The 24,147-nt window shown below is 53.3% G+C and carries 16 protein-coding genes; 6 read left to right on the plus strand and 10 right to left on the minus strand.

Annotation, left to right across the window (positions count from 1 at the left end; genetic code table 11):
- Positions 1-78: 78 nt before the first annotated feature.
- Positions 79-912, minus strand: coding sequence for an AraC family transcriptional regulator (locus R9X49_RS03275; protein WP_319847198.1), 834 nt, complete (start codon positions 910-912; stop codon positions 79-81).
- A gap of 361 nt (positions 913-1,273) precedes the next feature.
- On the opposite strand from R9X49_RS03275, the gene cbl reads away from it, so the two are divergent.
- Positions 1,274-2,227: an HTH-type transcriptional regulator Cbl gene (gene cbl, locus R9X49_RS03280; RefSeq protein WP_015839666.1), complete on the plus strand. Its 954-nt coding sequence runs from the start codon at positions 1,274-1,276 to the stop codon at positions 2,225-2,227.
- Between the two features lie 495 nt (positions 2,228-2,722).
- On the plus strand, positions 2,723-4,039 hold the full coding sequence (gene gltP, locus R9X49_RS03285) for a glutamate/aspartate:proton symporter GltP (protein WP_319847199.1): 1,317 nt from the start codon (positions 2,723-2,725) through the stop codon (positions 4,037-4,039).
- A gap of 75 nt (positions 4,040-4,114) precedes the next feature.
- Here gltP and R9X49_RS03290 read toward each other — a convergent pair whose 3' ends face one another.
- The 9 genes from R9X49_RS03290 to R9X49_RS03330 form a co-directional block, all read right to left on the minus strand.
- Positions 4,115-5,218 carry an iron-containing alcohol dehydrogenase family protein gene (locus R9X49_RS03290; protein WP_319847200.1) on the minus strand — a complete coding sequence of 368 codons (1,104 nt, stop codon included), beginning with the start codon at positions 5,216-5,218 and terminating at the stop codon, positions 4,115-4,117.
- A 232-nt stretch (positions 5,219-5,450) separates the two neighbouring features.
- Positions 5,451-6,791: an anaerobic C4-dicarboxylate transporter gene (locus tag R9X49_RS03295; RefSeq protein WP_319847201.1), complete on the minus strand. Its 1,341-nt coding sequence runs from the start codon at positions 6,789-6,791 to the stop codon at positions 5,451-5,453.
- An 866-nt stretch (positions 6,792-7,657) separates the two neighbouring features.
- Entirely contained in the window at positions 7,658-9,013 is a 1,356-nt protein-coding gene (locus R9X49_RS03300; RefSeq protein WP_319847202.1) for a TolC family outer membrane protein, read from the minus strand.
- Positions 9,014-9,015: 2 nt separating this feature from the next.
- Positions 9,016-10,374, minus strand: a complete 1,359-nt coding sequence (locus tag R9X49_RS03305) for an HlyD family type I secretion periplasmic adaptor subunit (protein WP_319847203.1) — start codon at positions 10,372-10,374, stop codon at positions 9,016-9,018.
- Positions 10,375-10,438: 64 nt separating this feature from the next.
- Positions 10,439-12,298, minus strand: coding sequence for a type I secretion system permease/ATPase (locus R9X49_RS03310; RefSeq protein ID WP_319847204.1), 1,860 nt, complete (start codon positions 12,296-12,298; stop codon positions 10,439-10,441).
- Positions 12,299-12,553: 255 nt separating this feature from the next.
- Positions 12,554-13,171, minus strand: coding sequence for a heme acquisition protein HasA (locus tag R9X49_RS03315; RefSeq protein WP_015839682.1), 618 nt, complete (start codon positions 13,169-13,171; stop codon positions 12,554-12,556).
- 116 nt (positions 13,172-13,287) lie between these two features.
- Positions 13,288-15,966: a TonB-dependent receptor gene (locus tag R9X49_RS03320; RefSeq protein WP_319847205.1), complete on the minus strand. Its 2,679-nt coding sequence runs from the start codon at positions 15,964-15,966 to the stop codon at positions 13,288-13,290.
- Between the two features lie 259 nt (positions 15,967-16,225).
- Positions 16,226-17,179, minus strand: coding sequence for a FecR family protein (locus R9X49_RS03325; RefSeq protein WP_319847206.1), 954 nt, complete (start codon positions 17,177-17,179; stop codon positions 16,226-16,228).
- A 117-nt stretch (positions 17,180-17,296) separates the two neighbouring features.
- Entirely contained in the window at positions 17,297-17,806 is a 510-nt protein-coding gene (locus R9X49_RS03330) for a sigma-70 family RNA polymerase sigma factor (RefSeq protein ID WP_319847207.1), read from the minus strand.
- 258 nt (positions 17,807-18,064) lie between these two features.
- On the opposite strand from R9X49_RS03330, the gene R9X49_RS03335 reads away from it, so the two are divergent.
- From R9X49_RS03335 to R9X49_RS03350, 4 genes are all read left to right on the plus strand, one after another.
- Positions 18,065-18,226, plus strand: coding sequence for a hypothetical protein (locus R9X49_RS03335; protein WP_271877840.1), 162 nt, complete (start codon positions 18,065-18,067; stop codon positions 18,224-18,226).
- Positions 18,227-18,346: 120 nt separating this feature from the next.
- Entirely contained in the window at positions 18,347-19,771 is a 1,425-nt protein-coding gene (gene patD / locus R9X49_RS03340) for an aminobutyraldehyde dehydrogenase (RefSeq protein WP_319847208.1), read from the plus strand.
- A gap of 328 nt (positions 19,772-20,099) precedes the next feature.
- Positions 20,100-21,506: a putrescine aminotransferase gene (gene ygjG / locus R9X49_RS03345; RefSeq protein WP_319847209.1), complete on the plus strand. Its 1,407-nt coding sequence runs from the start codon at positions 20,100-20,102 to the stop codon at positions 21,504-21,506.
- An 844-nt stretch (positions 21,507-22,350) separates the two neighbouring features.
- On the plus strand, positions 22,351-24,018 hold the full coding sequence (locus tag R9X49_RS03350; protein WP_319847210.1) for a methyl-accepting chemotaxis protein: 1,668 nt from the start codon (positions 22,351-22,353) through the stop codon (positions 24,016-24,018).
- Positions 24,019-24,147 lie beyond the last annotated feature (129 nt).

Here is a 24,147-nt window from a genome sequence, read left to right on the forward strand (position 1 = left end):
GAGTCAACGGCAAATTATTGTAGGATATTGCTGTTTGTCATCGGCGGGGGAACGGTGAAAGCATGCGTGCTGAAAGCGTTAGCGCCGAACTGGATACACCTGCTTTTGGTAGCGAATGGGTGTGACACCATAGCGCTGAGCGAAGGTGCGGGTCAGATGTGCCTGATCGGTTAGCCCAACGGCGACGGCGACATGAGCCGCAGCCATACCGCGCGTCAGCATCTGTTTCGCCTCATACAGCCGAATTGCCATCAGCATCTGGTGCGGCGTGACGTGAAACTGGGCTTTAAACTGGCGCAGGAAATGATACGGACTCAGAGAAACCAGCGCCGCCAGCTCTTTTAAAGTTACGGAATGGGCGAAATTCTCCCGCAGATAGGCTTTCACTACATCAAAGCGGTGCAGCGGTTCAATCCTCTGACGCTGCGCGATGTGCGCGTGAGGACGGAAAAGCGCAATCAGCGACAGCAGCAGGCTTTCGCTCGCCAAGGGATCGGTCGTCTGCCACAACGCGGCCAGCGTCCTGGCTAGCCGGCGTGCGGTAGCCGGATCGTGGCGCACGACATCGGTAAACCACCAGCCTTTCTCGCCGGAGACGTTCTCCAGCACATCGGGCGGGATGTAGATCATGCGATAGCGCCAGCCGTCTTCCGCCGCCGATTCCCCCGTATGCAGCTCATCAGGGTTCATCAACACTAACGAATCGACAGGCGCAATATGCTTGGCACCACGATAGCGGAATCGCTCAGCACCAGCGTCGATGGTGCCGATGCCAAACGCCTCATGCGTGTGCGGCTCAAAGGCATAACGGCAGATGTGCGCGTGGTAAAGCTCAATGCCGGGCAGCGTCGGCAAATGCCGGAACTGGGCATAGTCTCTTTCATCGGTAAACTGTTCCGGTACGCCCTGCATGCTGCCACCTCGTCTCTGATCTTGACCGCCATCATAGCAACGATAGCACGTCAGCTTGAAGTGGTACGTCTTATTTAGCGCATACGGAAAGCGTGAATACAGGGAATAAACGCGCTGGGATAAATAGACCAGAAAGGCATAAATCATAGCGAAATGGTTGATTGATGATACGCGCGTGACAAAAATGAATTTATATAACTATTTGATTTTTATGCTTATGTCTATTTCTTGTTAGGTAAGGCTGTGCGGCAGACATACCGTTAGTATAAAAAAATATAATCAACTCCATTTGCTTATTTGTTCTGGCTCTCATTACTTGCATCAATATTGCTATCTGTAATAAAGGACAAGGGAGTGAAAGGTGAACTTTCAGCAACTGAAGATTATTCGTGAATCAGCACGGTGCAATTACAATCTGACCGAGGTGGCGAATACGCTGTTTACCTCTCAATCCGGCGTGAGCCGCCACATCCGCGAGCTGGAAGAAGAGCTGGGGATTGAAATCTTCATTCGTCGTGGCAAACGCCTGTTAGGCATGACCGAACCGGGAAAAGAGCTGCTGGTAGTAGCGGAGCGCATTCTGAATGACGCCAGCAATATCCGGCGGCTGGCGAATGTTTTCACCAATAACGATACCGGCCAGCTGGTGATCGCGACCACGCATACGCAAGCGCGTTACAGCCTGCCGCCCGTGATTAAAGCCTTCCGCTCTCTGTATCCGCAGGTGCGTCTGGTGCTGAATCAGGGAACACCGGATGAGATCGTGGCGATGCTCCATTCCGGTGAAGCTGATATTGGTATCGCCAGTGAGCAGTTGATTAACGATCCCTCGCTGGCAGCGTTCTCCTACTATCGCTGGCACCATTCCGTCATTGTGCCAGAGGATCACCCGCTGACCCAGGAGCGGGTTATTACGCTAGAGATGCTCAATGCGGAGCCGTTGATTACCTATCGCCAGGGAATTACCGGTCGCTCACGTTTGGATCGTGCGTTTCAGGCGGTGGGGATGTCGCCGGATATTACGTTGAGCGCGCAGGATTCGGATGTGATTAAAACCTATGTTGAACTGGGGCTCGGGGTGGGGATTGTGGCCGATATGTCATACGATCCCGCGCGCGATACCGGGTTGGTGCGGTTAAATGCCGAGCATTTGTTTGAAGCGAATACGGTCTGGCTGGGGTTAAAAAAGGGTCAGTTACAGCGTAACTATGCCTGGAAATTCATTCAGCTGTGTAACACGGAACTGTCGCTGGATGAGATTAAAGATAAGGTGTTCTCGGATAACGATGAAGCGGTGATTGATTACCAAATCTGAGTAACAGCATCGTTTCCTAACCCGATGCCCAGCCAGCGTTTTTTCTGACTGGGCAGGGTTTTCCCTTTCGATTTCGTTGCAATTTTTTGTACCGCAGCGTCCGCCGTTTTCTGTGATCGATTCAGCATAAATATGGTTTATCGTGCCGACAATCTGCTTGATCTGATCGTGCTGCAATAGTAGCATTCCTGCCATAACAATAACTTATGTCTGAATTTTTGTTAAGTGATACAAATGCTTGTGCGTTTTTATTGAATAATTATGTTAACGATTTTTGTATCGTAATAGAGAATTTACCCTAAATCATTCGAGTGGCAGGACAAAACGTGTGCGTTTTGAACAGCGCGCATGCAGCTTGAAGTATGACGGGGTAATCCATCAGACATCCTTCTCAATAGTCAGTCACCTCCACGTTGATTTTTTCGGTTCGCATTGCGCCGGAGTCGCGCTAGCGCCATGTTCGTGATGGCGGGGAGTTTAAAACGGAAAATGACGATGAAAACACAAAAAATCAGCCTTGCCTGGCAAATCCTTATCGCATTGGTACTGGGTATTGCACTCGGTGCCGTGCTGCATGAACAGCAAGAAAGCCGCCAGTGGCTCATCAGCAATATTCTTAGTCCCGCCGGCGACATCTTTATCCGCCTGATTAAAATGATCGTTGTCCCGATCGTGATCGCCACGTTGATTGTCGGGATTGCGGGCGTAGGGGATGCCAAAAAGCTCGGACGTATCGGCTTCAAAACCATTCTCTACTTTGAAATCATCACAACGGTGGCGATTATCCTTGGTATCACGCTGGCGAATATCTTCCAGCCGGGCCACGGTATCGACATGTCGACGCTGACCGCCGTGGATATCTCGCAGTATCAAAAGACTACCGAGCAGGTGCAGAGCGGTTCGCACAGCCTGGTGGGGACGGTGCTATCGCTGATCCCGCCGAATATCTTTGCGGCGATGGCGCACGGTGACATGCTGCCGATTATCTTCTTCTCGGTGCTGTTTGGTCTGGGGCTATCCTCGTTGCCGAAAGAGCACCGTGAACCGTTGCTGAACGTCTTCCGCGGCGTGTCGGAAACCATGTTTAAAGTGACACACATGATTATGCGCTATGCGCCTGTTGGGGTGTTTGCGCTGATTTCCGTCACGGTTGCCAACTTCGGTTTTGCGTCGCTGTGGCCGCTGGCCAAGCTGGTTATGCTGGTGTACGCCGCGATTTTCTTCTTCGCGCTGGTGGTGCTCGGTATCGTTGCGCGACTGTGTAAGCTGCGTATCACCATCTTGATTCGTATCCTCAAAGATGAACTGATCCTCGCATACTCCACCGCCAGTTCCGAAACCGTGCTGCCGCGCATCATTGAAAAAATGGAAGCCTATGGCGCGCCGAAGTCGATTACCAGTTTCGTGGTGCCGACTGGTTACTCCTTTAACCTCGACGGCTCTACGCTGTACCAGAGTATTGCAGCGATCTTCATCGCGCAGCTGTACGGCATCGAACTGTCGATTGGGCAGGAAATCGTGCTGGTGCTGACGCTGATGCTGACGTCCAAAGGCATTGCCGGCGTACCGGGCGTGTCATTTGTCGTGCTGCTGGCTACGTTGGGTAGCGTCGGTATTCCGTTGGAAGGTCTGGCGTTCATTGCGGGCGTTGACCGTATCCTCGATATGGCGCGTACCGCGCTGAACGTAGTAGGAAATGCACTGGCGGTACTGGTCATCGCCAAGTGGGAACACCAGTTCGATGAGAAAAAAGCGCAGGCCTACGAGCGCGAAATAAAGGGAATCACTACGCAGCCTGCCCAACAGGGGTAATCCCGGAAAGAAAAAGAGAAACGGGTGCATCGGTTATTCGATGCACCCGTTTCCATTTCGAAGGGTGATTATCAACTAGGCCGCGTGGCTATTTATCACACCCGTTTCTAACGTTTGCGTGCGCCACAGCGCCTGTTGGATTCGTTCAGCATCCGTGGCGAAAGGCAGCCGTGAGGCAATTTTTGGTGCGACTTTCACGTGCTGCGCGATGTTTTCAATCAGCTGTGGACGTTCGTTCAGACCGAGAGCACTTAGCGTTATCGGGCTGCCGTAGCGGCGCAGTAGGGTGAAAAGTTCTTCGCGATCGGCATCGCTATCGTGTTCCAGAAACGCCTGCACGGCCAGACCAAAACCTACTTTCTCACCATGCAACCAGTCATGCAGTTCCGGCAGGCGTGTCATGCTGTTGTGAATGGCATGGGCAACGCCGATACGTGGCACTTCATCTTTTATGCTGTTTGCCAAACCCGTTAGTGCGATAACGGCGTCGATCGCGCTGCGCAGGGCAGGTGTGACCAGACCTTGCTTATTATCTGCGATGGCCTGCTCACCATAGGTATTCAATGTCTCCACGGCTAGCCGTGCCGTCTGCGCTTTAAGTGCCAACGCCAGCCCGCCGTCGCCATGGCGCAGGTACGGTTGACATTCGTACCAGGTTGCCAGCGCATCTACGATACCGGCTTTGAGATAGCGCGAAGGGCTACGGGCAATGATCTCGCTGTCTACCAGCACCCACGCCGGTAAACGCGTTAGCGAAAATGCACCGTTGTACGCGCCGCTATCGCTGTAAATCACGCTGAAGGATGACCAGGCGGCGCAGGTGGCGGCAATTGTCGGTACGGTAATGACAGGAATCTGTCCCAGAATGTCGCCGACGACTTTGGCGACATCCAGCACGCGCCCGCCGCCAATGCCTAAAATCAGTTCAGCACCGAATGTTCGCGCCTGTGCCGTCAGCGCTTCTATCGCGGGTTTGGTGCAATCGCCCGGCAAAAATTCGACCTGATATCGTAAGCCATATTCATTAAGGCTTTGTTCGACGGCTTCTGATGTGACTTTCCATGCCTGCGGGCTGGTAATAATCAATATTGTGCGGGCATAGGGTGCTGCATATTCGCCGACAGAACGGATGACGCCATCACGATTCAGATAGGTTTGTGGCGCTTGTATTGCAATCATGGTCGCGACCTCTCATCTCTGTGGGAAAAGATAAATCAGTTGTAGCAGCGATAGAGAACACCGCAAAAGAACAATTCTGGCTATGAATGGGTAGATTTCGCATAACCAGAATGGCAGCGAAATAGGGTCTGGCAGGCTTATTTGGAAAAAAGCGGAGAGGGATTGGTGCGTTCGGGGTTATCAGCCACTTCGCCGCCCATTGCTGGGCGGCGTTTAGGGATAGCGAATCGAATTATAGGAAGCCGTACATTGCAGCGAACACCCAGCCAAAGATACAGGAGGTGGTTACGCCAATGAGTCCCGGCAGAATAAAGCTGTGGTTGATAACGAAACGACCAATTTTTGTGGTGCCGGAGCGGTCAAACTGGATTGCCGCCAGATCGCTTGGGTAGGTCGGCAGAATGTAGTAACCATAACAGGCTGGTGCGGATGCCACGATATACGCCGGATCCACCCCGATTGCCAACGCGACGGGGACAATGGCTGCCAGCGCTGCTGCCTGCGAGTTCACGAACTTTGACACAATCAGCAGGATAATGGCGTAGGCCCAGGGATAGACTTTCACCAATGAACCGAGCGTACCTTTGATCTCTTCCAGATGCGCGCCGAACATGGTTTCCGCCATCCAGGCGATACCGTATACCGCGACGATGGCAATCATCCCTGAACGGAACACTTCATTCTTTGAGATCGATGACGGATTGGTTTTGGTCGCAATAATGATGATGGCACCAGACAGTAGCATAAACATCTGAATGACCAGCACCATCGACAGCGGCTTGCCAGCAAAGACCGGACGCAGTTCTTCAACGGCACCCAGAATCGCTACCGCAGCGATGGTTGCCAGAAAGATCCACATGGCGATCCAGTTACTGCGCGGCAGTTTTCTGTCGAGCAGCGTGGCGGTATCGCCATACACATACTGTTTGTTTTCTGGATCGGCGATGAATGTCTGGAAATCTTCATCCTTGTCCAAATCCTTGCCGCGGAACCAGCTGAAAATCCCAATCGCCAGAATACCCAACAGGGTAGAAGGGATAGTAATAGACAGCAGGTCGAGGAATCCCAGATGTTTACCCTGGAAGGTGAAGTTAGCCAGCATGGCAACCAGCGACACTACCGCAACAGAGACCGGGCTGGCGATAATCCCCATCTGAGCGCCGATCGAACTGGCGGCCATCGGTCTTTCAGGGCGGATATTATTCTTGATGGCGACATCATAAATAATTGGCAGGATGGTATACACCACGTGGCCGGTACCACACAGGATCGTCAGAATACAGGTGACGAACGGTGCGATAATCGAAACATATTTCGGGTTACGCCGCAGCATACGCTCCGCGATTTGCAGCATGACATCCAGCCCGCCTGATGCCTGAAGCGTTGCCGATGCGGCCACCACGGCAATGATGACCAGCATGACGTCAACGGGAGGTTTACCCGGTTGCAGTTTAAAAATAAAGACCAGAATAACAAGTCCAATCCCGCCTAATAAACCCAGCGCGATCCCGCCTTTTCTTGCCCCGTAAAAAAGGCAGATCAGGACAATGACTAATTGAATGATGAAGTCCATAGTAGCCCCATTGCATTGCTTTATAAGATGAACTAATTAGTGATACCCGTCATACTTCAAGCTGCTTGTGCGTTGGCTGCCCTTACTCACCCCAGTCACTTACTTGTGTAAGCTCCTGGGGATTCGTGCGATTGCCGCCTTCACGCAACTCGAATTATTTAGGGTATAGAATTAAAATAAGTGAGTTTTTACTGTGGGTACTATATGGACGGGTTGTTATTTATTTTCTTGATCTAAATCTATTAAATTTTATCTTTGCCCTCTTTCCTGAAAATAAAAGATCGCGATCGCAATAATTATGTTTTTCTGATTTATTTAGTTATTTAAGTGTGATTTTAATTTATTAATTCCGGTTTAAAGCATCCCTTGGCGAAGTTGTTAATGGATGACGGGGTGTTTTTAAAAGTGATTAAATTATTGTTCTTATTTTGTTGTGGCCTGTTTTATTTTATTTTCTATTTTCGTTAACGGTTACCGTCAAAAACCCTACCTTAATGTTATCTCCTCTACCTCTAATGAGGTATTTTTTCCTATTGTATTGTTTTTAAATGATTAGTTTAAAAATGACAAAATGAATCCCTTTTTGGTAATGAAGTCAACGTCAGGCCGCCGAGTCATGGACGAAAAATAAAAAGGGTCGCTATGCTGTCGTTATTCACGTCAGAAATATAGCTGACGGGTTTACTGTTGTTTTTACATCGGGTGCGAAGAAAGATGCCTTTTATAGTGTGATTGGTTATTAATATAAAGTTTTTTATAAATATTTTAGAATATCTGGATGCGGCTTATTTTCCTTTCTAAACTGGACGTGGCCGAATACCAGCCACATTCGCTTTATCTCTATATCGCTTTCCGAACTTATGTCGCTAGATGTGCACGAAATAGGTCGCTAACTGACGCAAGGTTTGTTCGTCCAGCGTACCGGCGTAGTAACGCAACTGTAGCCAGGCCGTCAGCCAGGTATAACGCGCTTCGGTCAGATCGCGCCGTGCGCCATAGAGCTGCTGTTCGGCATTCAGCACGTCAAGGTTCACGCGTTCTCCGCCCTGAACGCTTTTCTGTGTAGCCGTAACCAACGCCAGCGCCGACTTTTCCGCCAGCTCATAGGCGCGGATTTTCGCCTGACTGCTGGTGACCAAATTAAACTGGCGGCGCAGTTCCGTCTGGATTGTCGCCGTCTGTTCGTCTTTCTCCAACGCCGTCTGCTGATAGCGCTCCTGTGCCTGACGCGTCGCGGCAGAGACGCCGCCGCCGGCAAAAATCGGTACGCTGACGCGGATGCCAATCGAACGCGTATCGTATTTCTGGTTGTAGCTGTTTTCGGTATCTGACTGCGTATTACGCGTGCTGGCAACCAGTGTGACCTGCGGCAGATGACCCGCCCGGTTACGCTCAATGCCGTATTTCGCGACGGCCAGCGACTGGTTTAGCGCTAATAGTTGAGCGTTGTGACGCACCGCCAATGATTGCCAGTGCTGATAGCCCGCAGGTTGAAGCGGCTGCGGCGTGAAGCGTGGCGTTAGCGCCGCAAGCTGATCCACACCAACGGGCATCCCCAGCAGCGTTTCCAGTTCACGCAGGCTGATATCCAGATTGTCCTGCGCTTCGATGAGCTGCGCTTCCGTCAGGTTAACGCGCGCTTCGGTTTCCAGCATATCGGTGCGGGTGCCTTCCCCCTGCTGGAAGCGGCGTTGATTCAACTGATATTGTTCGCGATAAGCGCGCTGCTGTGCCTGAACCAGCGCAATCTGTTCGCGGCTAAACAGCACATTGGTGTAAGCCTGAAACAGACGCACCAATAGCTGTTGGCTGGCATCGCGCAGCTGTTCGTCTGCCAGCACGGCGCTGGCTTCACCCTGCTGATAGCGCGACCATGCCGCGTAGTCAATCAGCGGCTGTTGCAGAGAAAAGCTGGAAGCGCGGCTGGTGTAATCCCGCTCTGACTGTTGCCCACCTGCCGTCACCGTGGAATCGTTGCGGGACTGGCTGTAGTCATAGGTGACTTTCGGCAACAGCCCGGCACGCCCGATGTTCTTCTCTTCGCTGTCGGCATTACGCGTGTGCACGGCGGCCTGAAAAGCCGGGTCGTGCGTTAGCGCCTGCTGCCAGGCTTCCATTAATCCCAATGCTTGACTCGGTGCACTGTAGAGCAGCGTGAGAACAAGGGGGATGGCATAACGGGAGCGGATCGCCGCGCGATAAACGGATGAAAGGCGCAGCATGATTACTCCTCGGTCAGCGCCAGATGCAGGCGATCGGAAAGCGGTTTAAACAGGTAGTTGAGCAGGGAGCGCTCACCGGTACGAATAAAGGCTTGTACCGGCATGCCGGGACGCACGTCCAGTCCGGCGAGCTGCTGCTTACCCTGTTCATCGACGTGAATACGCAGGGCGTAATAGGGTTTTCCGGTCTGTTGCTCGACGAGTTGGTCGGCGCCGATGAGTGCGACAACGCCGGAAATGCGCGGGGTCGTGCTTTGGTTGAACGCAGAAAACAGCAGCTCGACCGGTAGCCCGTTGCTGACTCTGTCTACCAGCTCGATAGGCAGTTGCGCGTCAATCAATAGCGGTTGCCCATCGGGAACAATCTCCATCAGCATCTGTCCGCTATTTACCACGCCGCCTTCGGTGTGCAGCGCCAGCCCAACCACCGTACCGCTGGCGGGAGCGCGAATGTGCGTGTGCTGAAGCTCATACTCCGCTGTTTTCAGCCGCTGGGTGAGATCCTGTATGGAACGCTGGGTATCGGCGAGCTGGGCGCGTACCTCTTTCTGGTATTCGTTCTGGCGCTGTTGGATTTTTTGCTCTAGTTCGACAACCTGTTGCTGAAGCTGTACCTGATTATTCCGTTCTTGCGCAATCGCGCCCGCCAGTTGGGCGGCCTGCCGCTCGACGTCCAACAGACGGTTACGGGCGATATAGCCTTCCTGCGCCAGCGGACGCAGCCCGCGCAGTTGCTCGCTGATAATCTGGAATTGTGTTTGGCTGCTGACCAGCAGCGCCTGTGAACCCTGCGACTGCGCCTTTGCCCCGATGATGGCAGCCTGCATCGCCGCGCGTTCCTGTTGCAGCGCGGCGCGACGGCTGATGAAGAGCTGCTGCTGGGCGATCTGAATTTGTTGCGTGACGGTACTGTATTGCTCGGCGGGAGCAGGGAAGACGATCGTACTCAGATCGTCTCGTTCAGCCAGCAGGCGTGCTTCGCCTGCGCGTGCTTCCTGAAGCTGGGTGACGAGATTGTCGCGCTGTGCCTGAGCGGGTGTTTGATCCAGCGTGGCGAGGACTTGCCCTGCCTGTACACGGTCGCCGTCCCGTACGGTGAGCGAGGCGATGCGTCCGCTACTGACGGGCTGCACCGCTTTGCGGTTGTCCGCGACAATGACCCGACCGGATACACCGACGCCTTTATCCAACGGTGCCATGCCGGCCCACAGCAGCAGACCACCAAAGCCGATAAGCACCAGCCAGAGGCCGTGCTTCAAATAGCGTCCAGCATCGGTATGTAACGGCATCGCCGCAACGTTATTCTCCACCTGAGGGAGAGGGGGCGTTGGCTGTGATGTGACTTCGCGTAACGCGGACATGGTTATCCTCTTCTTTCCATGATGCTTTTCTGACGGCAGGCGTTCGTTATCAATGCGCTGAGCCTCATTTATCCGGTGCGGCACGGCGCGGCGTCGGCGCGCTGTACACCATGCTCAGCCCCGCGGAACCGGGTTCTTTTGGGGTAAAGGCATTTGCGGCGTCAGCTGTGTTAACCGGTGCCGGTTTGGCGCTGGCGGGTTTCGTCATCGGTTTGTTAAGAGAAGCATTGGCGGGCTTGGCGCGCTGTAGCTCTTTCAGCACCTGCTCTGTTACGCCGAAGTACTGGATCTGTCCTGCGCGCAGAACTAACAGCTTATTGGCGCAGGACAGCAGAGCGGGTTTATGTGTGATCAGCACCTGCGTGCTTTTGGCCTCCTGCTGGGCGGCAATCGCGGCCAATAAGGCTTTCTCGCCGTCGTCATCCAGGCTGGCATTGGGTTCATCCATCACAATCAGGCGCGGCTGGTTGTAAATGGCTCTGGCGAGGGCAACGCGCTGCTTCTGACCGCCGGACAGCCCGGCACCGCCTTCGCCCAGTGGCGTATCGTAGCCCTGCGGCAGCCGCAGAATCATATCGTGAACGCCTGCCGTGACGGCGGCGGCAACGATCTTTTCTGCATCCGGCTGAGCGAAACGAGCGATGTTTTCGGCAATCGTCCCGCTGAAAAGCTGAACGTCTTGCGGCAGATAGCCGACGAAGCGGCCCAAATCGCCTTTGTCCCATTGGTGCATGTCTGCGCCGTCCAGCCTGACTTTGCCACCAAGAGCGGGCATGGCGGAAACCAGCAGGCGGGCGAGGGTAGATTTACCCGAGCCAGAAGGGCCTAACACGCCGAGCACATCGCCGGGCGCCAGTTCAAACGTGATATTAGCGAGTATGGGCGTGCGCGTATTGGGCGCGTTGGCGCTGAGCTGTTCCACCTGAAGTTTTCCCTCAGGGGCGGGCAGCGCCATACCCGCGGCGCGCGCAGGATGATTATCGAGCAAGATATTGACACGCTGCCAGGCGAGACGCGCCTGCATCCACTGTTTCCAAACGCCAATGATCTGATCGATCGGGCTGAGTACGCGGCTCACCAGTATGGATCCGGCAATCATCATGCCGGGCGTGATATCGCCGTTGACGGCCAGCAGCGCGCCCAGCCCCAACATCAGCGACTGGAGCGCCAGTCGGGTACTTTTCGTCAGCGAGGTAATGTTGGCGCTTTTTTCGCTGGCAACGTTCTGATAATAGAGAAACGCTTGGTGCTGTGTTAGCCAGCGTTCACGCATCGCGGGCAGCATTCCCATGGCTTCGATGGCATCGGCGTTGCGCAGGTTAGCGTTGGCCTGCTGCGTCGCCTGAACGGTGTTTTGTGCGGCTAAGGCTAAGGGTTCGCGGGTGAGTTTTTGATTCAGCCAGGCTAGCACAATCAGTATGATCGCCCCCGCCAGCGCCATCACGCCAAGCCAGGGATGAAGTAAGAAAATCACCAGAAGATAAACCGGAAACCACGGCGCATCAAAGAAGGCGAACAGCGCGTTCCCGGTGGCGAACTGGCGCAGGGCGGTAAGATCGTTTAAGGCTTGTCCGGCTCCGGCCGTGCCGTTCCTGAGATTACTTTCAAACGCCGCATTGTAGATACGCTGATTCAGTCGCATATCCATCTGCGTCCCGAGGCGGATCACCACGGCGCTGCGTATCCATTCCAATAATCCCATCAATAAAAACAGGCCCAGCATGATGATCGTCAGCATCGCCAGCGTCATGGTGCTGCTGGACGGCAGTACGCGGTCATAAACCTGGAGCATATAAATCGCTGGTGCCAGCATCAGCAGGTTGATGACGGCGCTGAACAGGCCAATTCCCCAAAATCCCTGACGGTAGGCGGCCAGCGCCTCAATAATCTCCCGGCCTGATGAAGCCGGATGGGATGCGGACATGGGATGTTCCTTCTTCAATAAAGTGCCATCGTTCCACCGTGGTGTCCCACAAGGTAGAAGAGGGGAAAGCGGTTAGCCGTACCGCTATTGACGCGGTTTGCCAACGGTTATTACACTCAGTAGACCGCCGCGGTGCCGTGCCCGTCATACTTCACGCCGCATCCGTGCAGCGTGAATTATTTAGGGTATATACTCTCTCCGTACCGCGACGGTGTTCACTCAAACGGCTAAAAGCGTCATCTTTTAGCCGTTTTCTTATGCCGCCAGCAGATCGGCCGTTTCGGCGACGCCAACGACGTCAACCACGGTATCGGCAGAAAGCGCAGCATCGGAGGTCGCCGTGGCGAAGCTCAGGCTATCCAGGCTGGCGTTAATATCGATACCGGCATTGGTCAGCGCATCCAGCAGTGGCTGAACCTGTCCGCTCATCAGACCGTAAATCACGTCATGCACCACGCCGCGATCGCTAACGGTCAGGTTGGCAACGTCCGTGGAGAGATCCAGTCCGCTGAAGGTGACTTCCGGCTCAGCCAGAGAGTACGTGGTACCCGCTGTGGTGCCGCCTTGCAGGACGTTACCGAAGGACAGACTGTCCAGATCGCCGTACAGCGTGTGGGCAGGTGGGGTGAAGAGGCTGTAGGTCAGATCGCCGCCGGCAATGAGTGCGGAGAAATCGTTCTGCGTACTCGTGATCGCATATTGAGTACCGTCTATAAAGGTATCGCCGCCGTAAAAGCCCCCGGTATTATTGCCACCGACTTGTGTATTACCCGCGGTATGGTTAACGTCACCAAACGCTGCCGACCATTCAGTCAGGTAGCTGGCAATGCTGTAATTGGCATAGTAGGCATCGTAGGTAATTGCAAAACTCATAATAGATTCCTCATTAACTAACGATCTACAGGCACGGTCATCCGTGTCTGTCGTGAAAGAGGATGAGCCATCCCATCCCCTTGGTTTTCCTGCCTCCCGCATGGGAAACAGAGAAATTAGAATCGATACTCCACGCCAGCCTGCACCGTTCTGCCTCGGCTTGGCGTGTAACCCAGTGATTCGCCATAACTCACGATGTAAGTACGGTTAGCGATATTCTCGACGGAACCGCGTACCGTCAGGCTGTCGGTCAGACGATAGCTGGCGTACAGATCGTAAACTTCATATTTGGGCCAGTCGGCCAAATAGGCGGAGTTGGCCGGTGCGGCAGCGTCCTGATAGCCGGGAGCAAAACGCATCGTCACACCCATATCCAGCTTGCGATCGAAGATGCGCGTTCCCAGCGTGACGGAACCGCGGTCGCCCGGCAGATAGGCGGCGTTGCTGAATAACAGCGTTTTCTGGCAAGAGGCATCGCTGGCCGTGGTATCGACAGGCGTAGAGTAGTAGTTGCCTCGGGAACCGCCGACGGTTGTGACGCCGCCCATCCAGGCCACTGGCGCACAGAAATCGTTATTGCCGATCATGTGGGTGTAGGTGGCATCGACATACAGAAAGCCCGCGTCGTAGTTAAGCTGGTATTCCATACCGCGGAAGCGGCTCTTCGCCAGATTGTTCTGGAACACGGAATTACTGAGGGAATAGCCGTTATAGCCCGGCTTATTGCGTGCGCCGTTCAGGCTGATGTAGTTGTTGATCCGGGTGTCGAAATAGGACACTTTGCTGACCAGCCTGTCGCCATCCACGAGCAGATCGGGCTGCTGAATATTGAACCCGACCTCCCAGGCGCGTGAGCGTTCCGGCTTAAGGTTGGGGTTTGGATAGAGGTAATAGTTGCCGGCGCTGTAGGTGCCGTTGGCAAAGGTTTCGCTAACTGACGGCGGACGCCAGGACAGGCCATAGCTGGTGAACAGCTGTAGCCATTCAACGCCGGGGCGGACACCCGCAAACAGGGTGGGGGAAAGCTTGCCGTGTTCGTCATCGACATTCCAATCCTGCGTGGTGGTGATGAACGGCGGGCAGAGCGCGATCGACCGTGCAGTGCAGGGATTCGTGATGGTATAGGGAATTTCCCGATAGCTGATGCTGGTGGTGCCGCGTAATCGGTAGCGATCGTAACGCAGGCCGCCTTGCAGCGTTACCCACTCGTCATACGCGTAATTCAGGTTCGCGAACAGGCTGGCCATCGCGCGGTTCCCTTCCGGGGTGGCGTTACTGGCCGTGCTATTGGTGCTGTCCGTCGTGATCTTGTCGTAATAGAAATCCAGTCCGTAGTCGACTTTCAGATCGTGCGCGCCCTGCTGCCATAGCGTCGAGGTATTCTGCGCTTGGGCGCCGTACGTGCGTAGCCGCGTGCTTTCATGATAGGCACTGGTATTGGAGAGAGCATAGTTATCGGTGTCGTTATTGGTATCGGCGTAATAAATCTTGGCCTTAAAATCTAGCCAACGCTGGTTGTCTGGCTTCAGGCTGTAATCCAGCGCGGTACTACGTGCCATAATCTCGCTGTGCCCGCTGGCTTTCCAACCCAGTTCGGTATTGGAAAGGTTGGACAACGTCCCGGCATTTTCAGAAGAGGTTTGCGTTTGCATATAGCTGAGCTGGAAGCGCTGATTGGCAGGCAAATTCCAGCCGACTTTCGCCAGCCGTGAGCGCATGGTGTAAGCCGCGCTGGTCACTTTCTGATGTTTTAAGTTATTGGCCCACTCTTCGTAATTACTTGAATTGCCAGGGATACGGATATTCCCGAGGTTACCGTCATTACCCGGCCAGTAGTCGCCCAGATGACGCTCGCTGGCACCGACCAAAATGTCACCGCTTTCGTTACCCAGTGCAAGCACGCCGCTGCCGATAAAATGCGTTCCGTTGTCGCCGGTGCTGGCGTGCAGTTTTCCGCCCAGTTCTTTACCCGGAGCCAGAAAATCGTGGGCGCTGATGGTGTTAAACGTGGCGACTCCGCCCAGCGTACCCGCGCTGCCCATCACGTTGGTCGCGCCTTTTTCAATCGTTGCGCCGGAGAGCAGCTCTGAATCGATATACATCTGCCCGTTGCGCTGGCCGTAGCCGGTTTTTTGAAAATTTTGTCGTACGCCGTCGATATTCATATTCACGCGACCGAAATCCTGTATGCCGCGAATGTTCACCGACAGCGACGGGTCCTGCTGGCTGACGCTGGAATAAACGCCAGCGGACTGCTCCAGTAGATCGGCGGCGTGGCGGGCAGGGCGGTTATCCATCTGCTCGCGTGAAATAACGCTGATTGCGCGTGGCTGTTCGTAGATCCAGTCACCGGGATTGGCGACGGTAAAGGCGCGTACCGTCATCACATCGTCTATTTTGGCCGTATCGACGTTGACTGGACGAGGGCGCAGGGTAATGACGCCGTTGCTGCCGATCTGGAAATCAACGGGATTAGCGCCGATCATCCTGCGCAGCCCTTGCTCTGGCGTGAAGCGCCCTTGAAGCGCAACGGCCTGCATATTTTCCAGTTTGACGTCGGCAAAAAAGACCTGTAGCCCCGCCTGTTCAGCGAAACGCAGCAGCGCGCTGCTTAACGGTTGCGAGCTGATGGAGAAGGTGATGCTGTGGCGAGCCGCTTCCTGAACGTTGGCTGCCGGTATTTCTGCTTGCGCATAGTGGAATGAAGCAGGCAGCGACAGTGCGATGCCGACGGCAAGAGAAAGTGGATTAAGTTGTAACAATCGGCTGTCTTGCTGTTGTGTTCTTTTAAACATTTTTCGCTTGGTCTGCCATTCGTTAAATTATCAATAAGCATTAATAAACAAAGGGATAATTACCCCTTCTTTTCTTAATGAAAATGATAATAAAAATCATTACCTAAATATGAAGACGGCTGAGAAGACAGAACCCGTAAAAAAATATTTAAATTTTTTTCTATGGCACGTTGCGGTCTTGTGAACGTGAAGGGCGTTTATGAGAGATCGCCACGCCTGAGCGGCGTGGCGGGGGTGGGGAAGACAGGGAAGAAAGAGATCAGTACAGAACGGTGACGCCGGGGAGTGAGACGGTTTTGGCACCCAGTTCGGTGGCGATGGTTTGCAATGCGCCATCCAGTTCGTTCAGTGAAAAAATGCCGCTGACCTGACGCTGGCGCAGCGCTGACGTGGGGATGACGATCGTTCCAGCGCGATACTGATTGATACGGGCGATGACGACCGCCAACGGCTGTTGATCAAAAATCAGCAGGCCGCGCCGCCAGTCGCCGCGTTCGCGGCTATTCCAGCCGGGGAGCCGCGTCATCCCTTGTTCGGTATAGCGTGCCGCCTGCTGCTCATCAAGCTGCAATGATTGCCCGTTTGCCGTGACCTGTACGCTGTGTTCCACCACGCCGACGGTCGTGGTCTGTGAGGCGTTTTGCACAATAAACTGCGTGCCCAGCGCCTGTGTGGTGCCTGAGGCCGCATCAACCAAGAAAGGGCGTTTTTCCTGTGCGGTCGTTGGGGCGACGGTGAACCAGGCGGAACCTTGTAGCAGCGTGACGCGCCGTTCTTGCGGTGTATAGGCGAGCGAAATGGCGCTGCCCGCATCCATATCGATCTCACTGCCGTCCGGCAGCGTAACGTGTTTGACCTGATGCGTCGCATGATAATCCGAGCGCAGCATGAGGACACCGTCGGAAATCCAGGTTGCGCCGATACTGAAGCCCAGTAGCAGCAAGGCCGCGATTTTCCACTGCGTTGCACGATTAACGCGCTTGATGAGAAAGGTTGCCGGCGTCTGTGGTTGCAGCACCTGCCGCTGCTCAGCGCTGAGCGATCCGAGCCCATGCCAGAGCATCCCTGCCTGTTCCAACGCGTGGCGATGGCGCGGATCCTGTGCCAGCCAGTGCTGGAATGCCAGTTCCTGTTCATCGTCCAGCGGCGCTTCGGCCAAACGTATGGCCCAGCGTGCTGCCTGCTGCTGGATTTCAGGGGGATAATCGTTCATGTCGTAGGCCTGGAGTATGTAGGGTCTCTAAATAGGTAGACGTCTGACGGCAATAAACCCGTAAATAATTTGTGATTATTTCATGATGGGCGATGTTTTTCATGATAATGACCGCTTTCACGAGGCGCGGATCGTCATCATCGCGTGCAGCGTCATGGCAAGATGTTTCTCAACGGTGCTGAGGGAAATCTCCAATTGCTGAGCAATTTGCGTCTGCGTCATGTGTTCAAACCGGTGCAGATGAAATATCAGCTGCGTGCGTTCAGGCAGTGTCGCCAGTACGTTTGCCAGACGCTCCAGCTCCTGTTGGGCGATGGCCGTTTGATCGAGCTGGGGTGCCGCATCCGGCAGGTATTCCAGCGTCGCCTCCGCATCGTCGACGGATGCCGCCATCTGCCAGCGCTGCTGGTGACGGACATGGTCGAGCAGCAAGTTATTTGCTGTCTTGTAGAGATACGCCTTCTTGTCGTCTACATCATTCTGCTGTTCCAGCCGTTGTGCCAACCGTAAAAAACTCTCTTGCACCAGGTCTGCTGCTGCCTGAGGGTCGCGCAGTTTATGATTGAGATAGCGTTCTAACCGCTCTGCATAGTGGTTGAACAGCATTCTGAGTTCAGACTCTGACATGCCAACGTCCCGTCAGGTGACCTTCCCGCCGACTCTGCGGCAACAGAACCCCTTTCCCTTGTCACGGCGCTCTCCATAGCGATCTTGTCCGTTGATGTCGACGGGGTAAGGCCCTGAATAATAAATTTAATGTAATTGATAATTATTATCACATATGACGAACCGGAAAGCAGAGTTAAATCTTCTTCAGATTGGCGGATTTTCGCCGTCGACTACACTTATCTTTGTTGACGTACTATTTCATTGAGAGGAATGACGATGGCGACGAAGGACGATCCTAAAGAGGTGACGGTCAGTGAAGGGCTGGCAAAGGTGCATGAGGCGTCAGATCAACTGACGGAAGAAGAGATCGAGGCGCTGGCGGAGGAAGCCAGACAGGCCGCTACGCAGACGAAGAAAGAATCGGGTAACGCGCCTTAGCGTAAGGCCGCCGGTTGCAGAACAGATTGGCAAGTAGGCGCAACGTGGCAGGTTTTTTGCACAGACATTTTGCAGATAGTGGTGAAAAACACGACGGTTTTCTCTCTGTAAGGAAAATGTATGCACGACAAATTACTCATAGAAGGCAAGCTGGTAGCGGGGAAAGGCGAGGCGTTGGCGGTATTCAATCCTGCCACAGGAGAGCAAATTGCCGCCATTGCGCAGGCCGATCTGCACCAGGTTGATGCAGCCGTTCTGGCTGCCGAGTCCGCTTTTGCACACTGGGGACAGACCACGCCGAAAACGCGCGCGACGCTACTGCTACAGATTGCCGATGCCATTGAAGAAAACGCCGAGGCGTTTGCCAAACTTGAATCGTTAAACTGCGGCAAACCCTATCATGCGGCGCTGAATGATGAAGTGCCTGCTGTCGCCGATGTGTTTCGTTTTTTTGCTGGCGCGGCGCGCTGCCTGAGCGGTTCGGCGGCGGGGGAATATCTTGAAGGACATACCTCCATGATCCGGCGCGATCCGGTTGGCGTGGTGGCGTCTATCGCCCCGTGGAACTACCCGCTGATGATGGCGTCGTGGAAGCTGGCACCGGCGCTGGCGGCGGGAAACTGCGTGGTGCTGAAACCTGCGGAGCAAACCCCGCTAACCACGTTCTATCTGGCGCATCTGCTGGCGGAGATACTGCCAGCGGGCGTGGTGAATATTGTGTTTGGGCGCGGCGCGGATATCGGCGATGCGCTGACGGGGCATGAGAAAGTGAACATGGTGTCGCTGACCGGTTCGATTGCAACGGGCGCGCATATTCTGTCGCATACTGCCGCGAGCGTAAAACGGACACATATGGAACTGGGCGGCAAAGCGCCGGTGATTGTTTTCGACGATGCCGATATCGATCAGGTCGTTGATGGGATCCGCAGTTTCGGTTTTTACAATGCGGGGCAGGATTGTACTGCGGCGTGTCGGCTGTATGTGCAGCGAGGGATCTACGATAAGGTCGTGGACGCATTAGGAAAAGCCGTGGCGACACTGAACATGGGCGATCCGCACGATGAAACCACCGAGCTGGGGCCATTAATTACCGAGCAGCAGCTGGAACGCGTAATTGGCTTTGTCGAACGTGCCAAAGCGCTGCCGCACATTACGGTGGTGACCGGTGGCGAACGGGTGAAAGGGCAGGGGTTTTACTTCCAGCCCACGGTGCTGGCGGGGGCGAAGCAGGAAGATGAGATCGTCCAGAAAGAGGTGTTTGGCCCCGTTATCTCCATTACGCCATTCGATGACGAGGCGCAGGTGATTGGCTGGGCCAATGCCTCGCATTACGGGCTGGCCTCGTCGGTCTGGACGCGCGATATCGGGCGGGCGCACCGTCTGGCTGCGTGCCTTCAATACGGCTGTACCTGGGTGAACACCCATTTTATGTTGGTGAGCGAAATGCCGCACGGCGGGCAGAAACTCTCAGGTTACGGCAAAGACATGTCGATGTACGGTCTGGAGGATTACACCATCGTGCGTCATATCATGATCCGGCACTGAGGATCGTCGGTCTGCCGCAGGGGATTAGGTTGTTCTGGACGAGAAGCCGGTAATGGTATAGCGCGTTTGTCCAGACTCGGCGTGCCCCAAAAGAGGGCGCGCTGGGCAAAACCGGGGCATCACGCGATGCTGTGATTTTCGTCATACTGGCATCCGCTATGCTAATTAGCTATTAATTTTGTTCATTCGCATTTAGTTCAAATCATCTGCTGGATTTTTGGTTTAGATCGCGTTTTTGTATTTTATTCTGGTTTGGGGCGGGCGACTGGCGTGTTATGTGCATTAATTAAATTGGCATCGCGTGATGTCCGTTTTCAAGGAGCGCATTTTGTCCAGATCAAACGCCCACCTTAACCCGCTAGAGTGTACTCAGCAGGCACTGCATTGGATTCATAGTGACACGCTATCCCACGATGACATGGCGGCACTGAATCGAGAAGTTTTGAGTTGTTTTCGTGAATACGTCAACCCGGGTTTTCTGGAATACCGAAAATCTGTCACTACCGGCGGCGATTACGGCGCAGTCGAATGGCGCGCCAGCGGCCCGAATACGCTGATTGATACCCAAGGGAATGAATATCTGGACTGCCTCGGCGGTTACGGTATTTTCAACGTCGGGCATCGCAACCCTAATGTGATCGCCGCCGTTGAGCGCCAGCTCGCCAGACAACCGCTGCACAGTCAGGAACTACTCGACCCGCTGCGGGGGCTGCTGGCAAAAACGCTGGCGGCACTGACGCCGGGCGATCTGAAATACAGCTTCTTCTGCAACAGCGGAACGGAATCGGTTGAAGCGGCGCTGAAGCTGGCGAAGGCCTACCAGTCGCCGCGCGGCAAATATACCTTTATTGCTGCGACCGGCGCGTTCCACGGTAAATCGCTGGGGGCGCTTTCTGCCACCGCCAAACCCGCGTTTCGTCGTCCTTTTATGCCGCTGTTACCCGGCTTCCATCATGTTCCTTTTGGCGACATCAACGCCATGCGTAAGCAGGTTCAGCAATGCCAGAAGACCGGCGATGATGTTGCTGCCATCATTCTTGAACCCATTCAGGGAGAGGGCGGCGTGATTGTGCCACCGGAAAATTACTTGCCTGCGGTCAGAGCATTATGCGATGAGGTTGGGGCATTGCTGATCCTGGATGAGGTGCAAACCGGCATGGGGCGCACGGGCAAGATGTTCGCCTGTGAGCATTATGGCGTGCAGCCTGACATTCTGTGTCTGGCGAAGGCGTTGGGCGGCGGCGTGATGCCGATTGGTGCCACGGTGGCGACGGAAGAGGTCTTCTCCGTGCTGTTTGAAAATCCGTTCCTGCATACCACCACGTTTGGCGGCAACCCGCTGGCCTGCGCGGCGGCGTTGGCGACCGTCAATGAGTTGCTGACGAAGAATCTGCCGGAACAGGCGGCGATACAAGGGGCGTTTTTGTTACAGGGCTTGCAGCAGTTGGCGGCCGAGTATCCTCAATTGATTATCGAAGCGCGAGGAATGGGGCTGTTGCAGGCTATCGAATTCAGGAAAAACGAGATCGGGTATGCCTTCGCGAAAGAACTGTTCCAACGTAATGTTCTGGTTGCGGGCACTCTGAATAACGCCAAATCGGTCAGGATTGAGCCACCGCTTACCATCACGCGCGAGCAATGTGCCCGAGTGCTGAAAGAAGCGCAGGAAGTCCTTAAGAAGCTCAATGGCACGATGCCTGACGAAAATAAAATGAAGGAATATGCGGTAGAGTGAAAAACGAGACGGAAATACGCAGCACCCTATTACGTTCATCCCGAAAGCCAGTCAGCCCTTACTGACTGGCTTTTTTTATCCTCATGCGATACGCAAGGGGTATATCATTGTGCTTTAAATCTCATTAATTCAGTCTCGTTACGCTGTATTGCGTGCCCCGCAACGTAATGATAGCGGGGGTGTTGTTACTCAATTAATATTATTAGCACTCTAACTGATAAGTTTGGTTTAATTAATGAAAATAAGATTTTTCCCTTTATTATTTTTTGATAGAAAAAAACGATCGAATAAAGAAAATTGAATGGTCTAATGATCGTTATTTCCGATCGATCTTGCGATTGTGATAGTGTAGAGTTATAGAATGTGGCAAGCCTCGGATTGATGCACTTTTTATCTATGCATTAACAATGAATATATGAACAATTAATTAAGCGTAGCACTAACTCGGATTGGGTAGATGAGGGGTAAGCTTTTGGCTTTCCTTAAACGCTTTGGTTTTCTTTGAACGAGAGTTTGCTTTTAGCTACGCAATAAATAATGTGATTCTCAACGCGGAATAAAAAAGGGGAGACAAATTACTTTATCAAGTAAACCGTTTCAATAAGTAAGCATCACCAACACACAGGCAATGTGAGATATAACAATATATGGCCAAATGGATTTCTTATGCCAGTATTCTGTTACATGCATCAGAAAATAAGAGATTTAGATAAGCCAGGGTGCCCGGCACGATAATGGTTCGCTTTACCGTTTGTGATGTTTTTTCGTTAAACAAACGGTGGCTGAACATGTTATCAATCGTGGTTGGGTAACGATTTTTAAAATGTAATATTCTGGTGCTACTATGATTTTTTTTAAAAATATAAAAATTGGCAATCGGCTTTTTCTGGGGTTTGGGTTATTAATTTTATTAACCCTGATTTTGTCATCCATCAGCTATTATTTCATGAAAAACATTGGCGCTGAGTTTGATGAGGTGACTGAAGATAGAATGGTTAAGGTCGATATGCTGCGTGATATTCAGGACGTATTGAATACCAACGTCCGCACGCTGCGGGATATTATTCTCCTCCCCGCAGACAGAAATCAAGAAAAACAAGAACTGAAGTCGGCCATAGCAAAAACGACAGACGAGGCAAGTGCAATATATAAAAAACTTGATGGTATGGTTAATTCGGAACAGGCGCGGGCGTTATTTAATCAGCTTATCGATATCAGAAAACAGTATAGCCTGAGCATTAACAAAGCGATTGGCTATGCTATGGACGATGAGGATGTGCTGGCAACAGAATTGGTCTTTGGTGATATAGCAAAAATCCAGGCCGTTTATTTTGCCAAACTGAGCGAATTTACCGAACTACAGGTCTCGTTTGTTGATCATGCCAAACAGGTGACGAAAGAATATATTGATAATGCGCTGTTGTGGCTGCTGGTGCTATCCGTCTTCTCAACCGTTTTAGGGGGCCTTACCGCCTGGTCATTAACCCGTAGTGTCACGGTTCCTTTATCCACAGCGCTGTCCTCTGCGAAGCGTATCAGTGCAGGCGATCTGAGTGGTTCAATTGATGTGAATAGCCGTGATGAAACAGGCCTACTCTTGGAAGCAATGAAAGAGATGCAAACGGCGCTGACGCGGATGGTTATTGGTGTCAGAAACAATGCAGAGAGTGTCGCAACGGCCAGTATGCAAATTGCTCAGGGTAATGCTGATTTATCATCACGGACCGAAGAACAGGCGAGCGCACTTGAAGAAACGTCTTCAACCATGACGCAATTAGGGATGACGGTAAAAAACAATGCTGACAATGCCCGTCAGGCAAACGTATTGGCTCAAAATGCGAGTGCAGTGGCTCTTCAGGGAGGGCATGTTGTTAATGACGTGGTGGATACGATGAAGTCCATTAATGACAGTTCACGCAGCATTGCGGACATTATCAACGTCATCGACAGCATTGCGTTCCAGACAAATATTTTGGCGCTTAACGCGGCGGTTGAAGCAGCCCGGGCTGGTGAACAAGGTCGAGGGTTTGCCGTCGTCGCGGGAGAAGTACGTAATTTGGCGCAGCGCAGTGCAGAAGCCGCTAAAGAGATCAAAAACCTGATCACTGCGAGCGTTGAACGTGTCGAGCTTGGTTCGGTATTGGTGAATAAAGCGGGGGAAACCATGCAGCAGGTGGTGATGTCTATCCGTCAGTTGAGCGACACGGTAGCAGAGATTAGCTCCGCAAGCGCGGAACAGTCGACGGGCGTCGAACAGGTCGGCATCGCTGTTAGCCAAATGGATCAGACAACACAGCAAAATGCTGCTTTGGTGGAAGAATCCGCTGCTGCTGCACAAAGCCTCAAGGATCAGGCGGATCAACTTGTCAGAGAAGTCTCGGTGTTCAGAATTGCAGGCTATGAACGTTCGGCGCTAAGGCAGCCTGTGACGGAGACGCTGTCGCTTGTTGCTATGCTTCCTGTTTCTTCCAAAGCATCAGCCCCTGGTGCATCTGACTGGACCCGATTCTGATAGTGAGAAGATTATGGTAGCCAGCACGTCAGGGATAGTGTGAAAGCAGTGAATCATAAATCAGATAGTGTTAGTGAAGGTGTTGTTTGCCAGTCAGCTTTTGCTGACTGGCTTTTTGCCTATGTCTTA

Origin of the sequence: Pectobacterium carotovorum (assembly GCF_033898505.1) — a bacterium.
Classification (GTDB): Bacteria; Pseudomonadota; Gammaproteobacteria; order Enterobacterales; family Enterobacteriaceae; genus Pectobacterium; species Pectobacterium carotovorum_J.

What these genes read in the sequence shown, in the direction of transcription:
- R9X49_RS03275 (WP_319847198.1), bottom strand. Translation starts at nt 912, where the DNA reads ATGCAGGGCGTACCGGAACAGTTTACCGATGAAAGAGACTATGCCCAG.
- gltP (WP_319847199.1), top strand. Translation starts at nt 2,723, where the DNA reads ATGAAAACACAAAAAATCAGCCTTGCCTGGCAAATCCTTATCGCATTG.
- R9X49_RS03290 (WP_319847200.1), bottom strand. Translation starts at nt 5,218, where the DNA reads ATGATTGCAATACAAGCGCCACAAACCTATCTGAATCGTGATGGCGTC.
- R9X49_RS03295 (WP_319847201.1), bottom strand. Translation starts at nt 6,791, where the DNA reads ATGGACTTCATCATTCAATTAGTCATTGTCCTGATCTGCCTTTTTTAC.
- R9X49_RS03300 (WP_319847202.1), bottom strand. Translation starts at nt 9,013, where the DNA reads ATGCTGCGCCTTTCATCCGTTTATCGCGCGGCGATCCGCTCCCGTTAT.
- R9X49_RS03305 (WP_319847203.1), bottom strand. Translation starts at nt 10,374, where the DNA reads ATGTCCGCGTTACGCGAAGTCACATCACAGCCAACGCCCCCTCTCCCT.
- R9X49_RS03310 (WP_319847204.1), bottom strand. Translation starts at nt 12,298, where the DNA reads ATGTCCGCATCCCATCCGGCTTCATCAGGCCGGGAGATTATTGAGGCG.
- R9X49_RS03315 (WP_015839682.1), bottom strand. Translation starts at nt 13,171, where the DNA reads ATGAGTTTTGCAATTACCTACGATGCCTACTATGCCAATTACAGCATT.
- R9X49_RS03320 (WP_319847205.1), bottom strand. Translation starts at nt 15,966, where the DNA reads ATGTTTAAAAGAACACAACAGCAAGACAGCCGATTGTTACAACTTAAT.
- R9X49_RS03325 (WP_319847206.1), bottom strand. Translation starts at nt 17,179, where the DNA reads ATGAACGATTATCCCCCTGAAATCCAGCAGCAGGCAGCACGCTGGGCC.
- R9X49_RS03330 (WP_319847207.1), bottom strand. Translation starts at nt 17,806, where the DNA reads ATGTCAGAGTCTGAACTCAGAATGCTGTTCAACCACTATGCAGAGCGG.
- R9X49_RS03335 (WP_271877840.1), top strand. Translation starts at nt 18,065, where the DNA reads ATGGCGACGAAGGACGATCCTAAAGAGGTGACGGTCAGTGAAGGGCTG.
- patD (WP_319847208.1), top strand. Translation starts at nt 18,347, where the DNA reads ATGCACGACAAATTACTCATAGAAGGCAAGCTGGTAGCGGGGAAAGGC.
- R9X49_RS03350 (WP_319847210.1), top strand. Translation starts at nt 22,351, where the DNA reads ATGATTTTTTTTAAAAATATAAAAATTGGCAATCGGCTTTTTCTGGGG.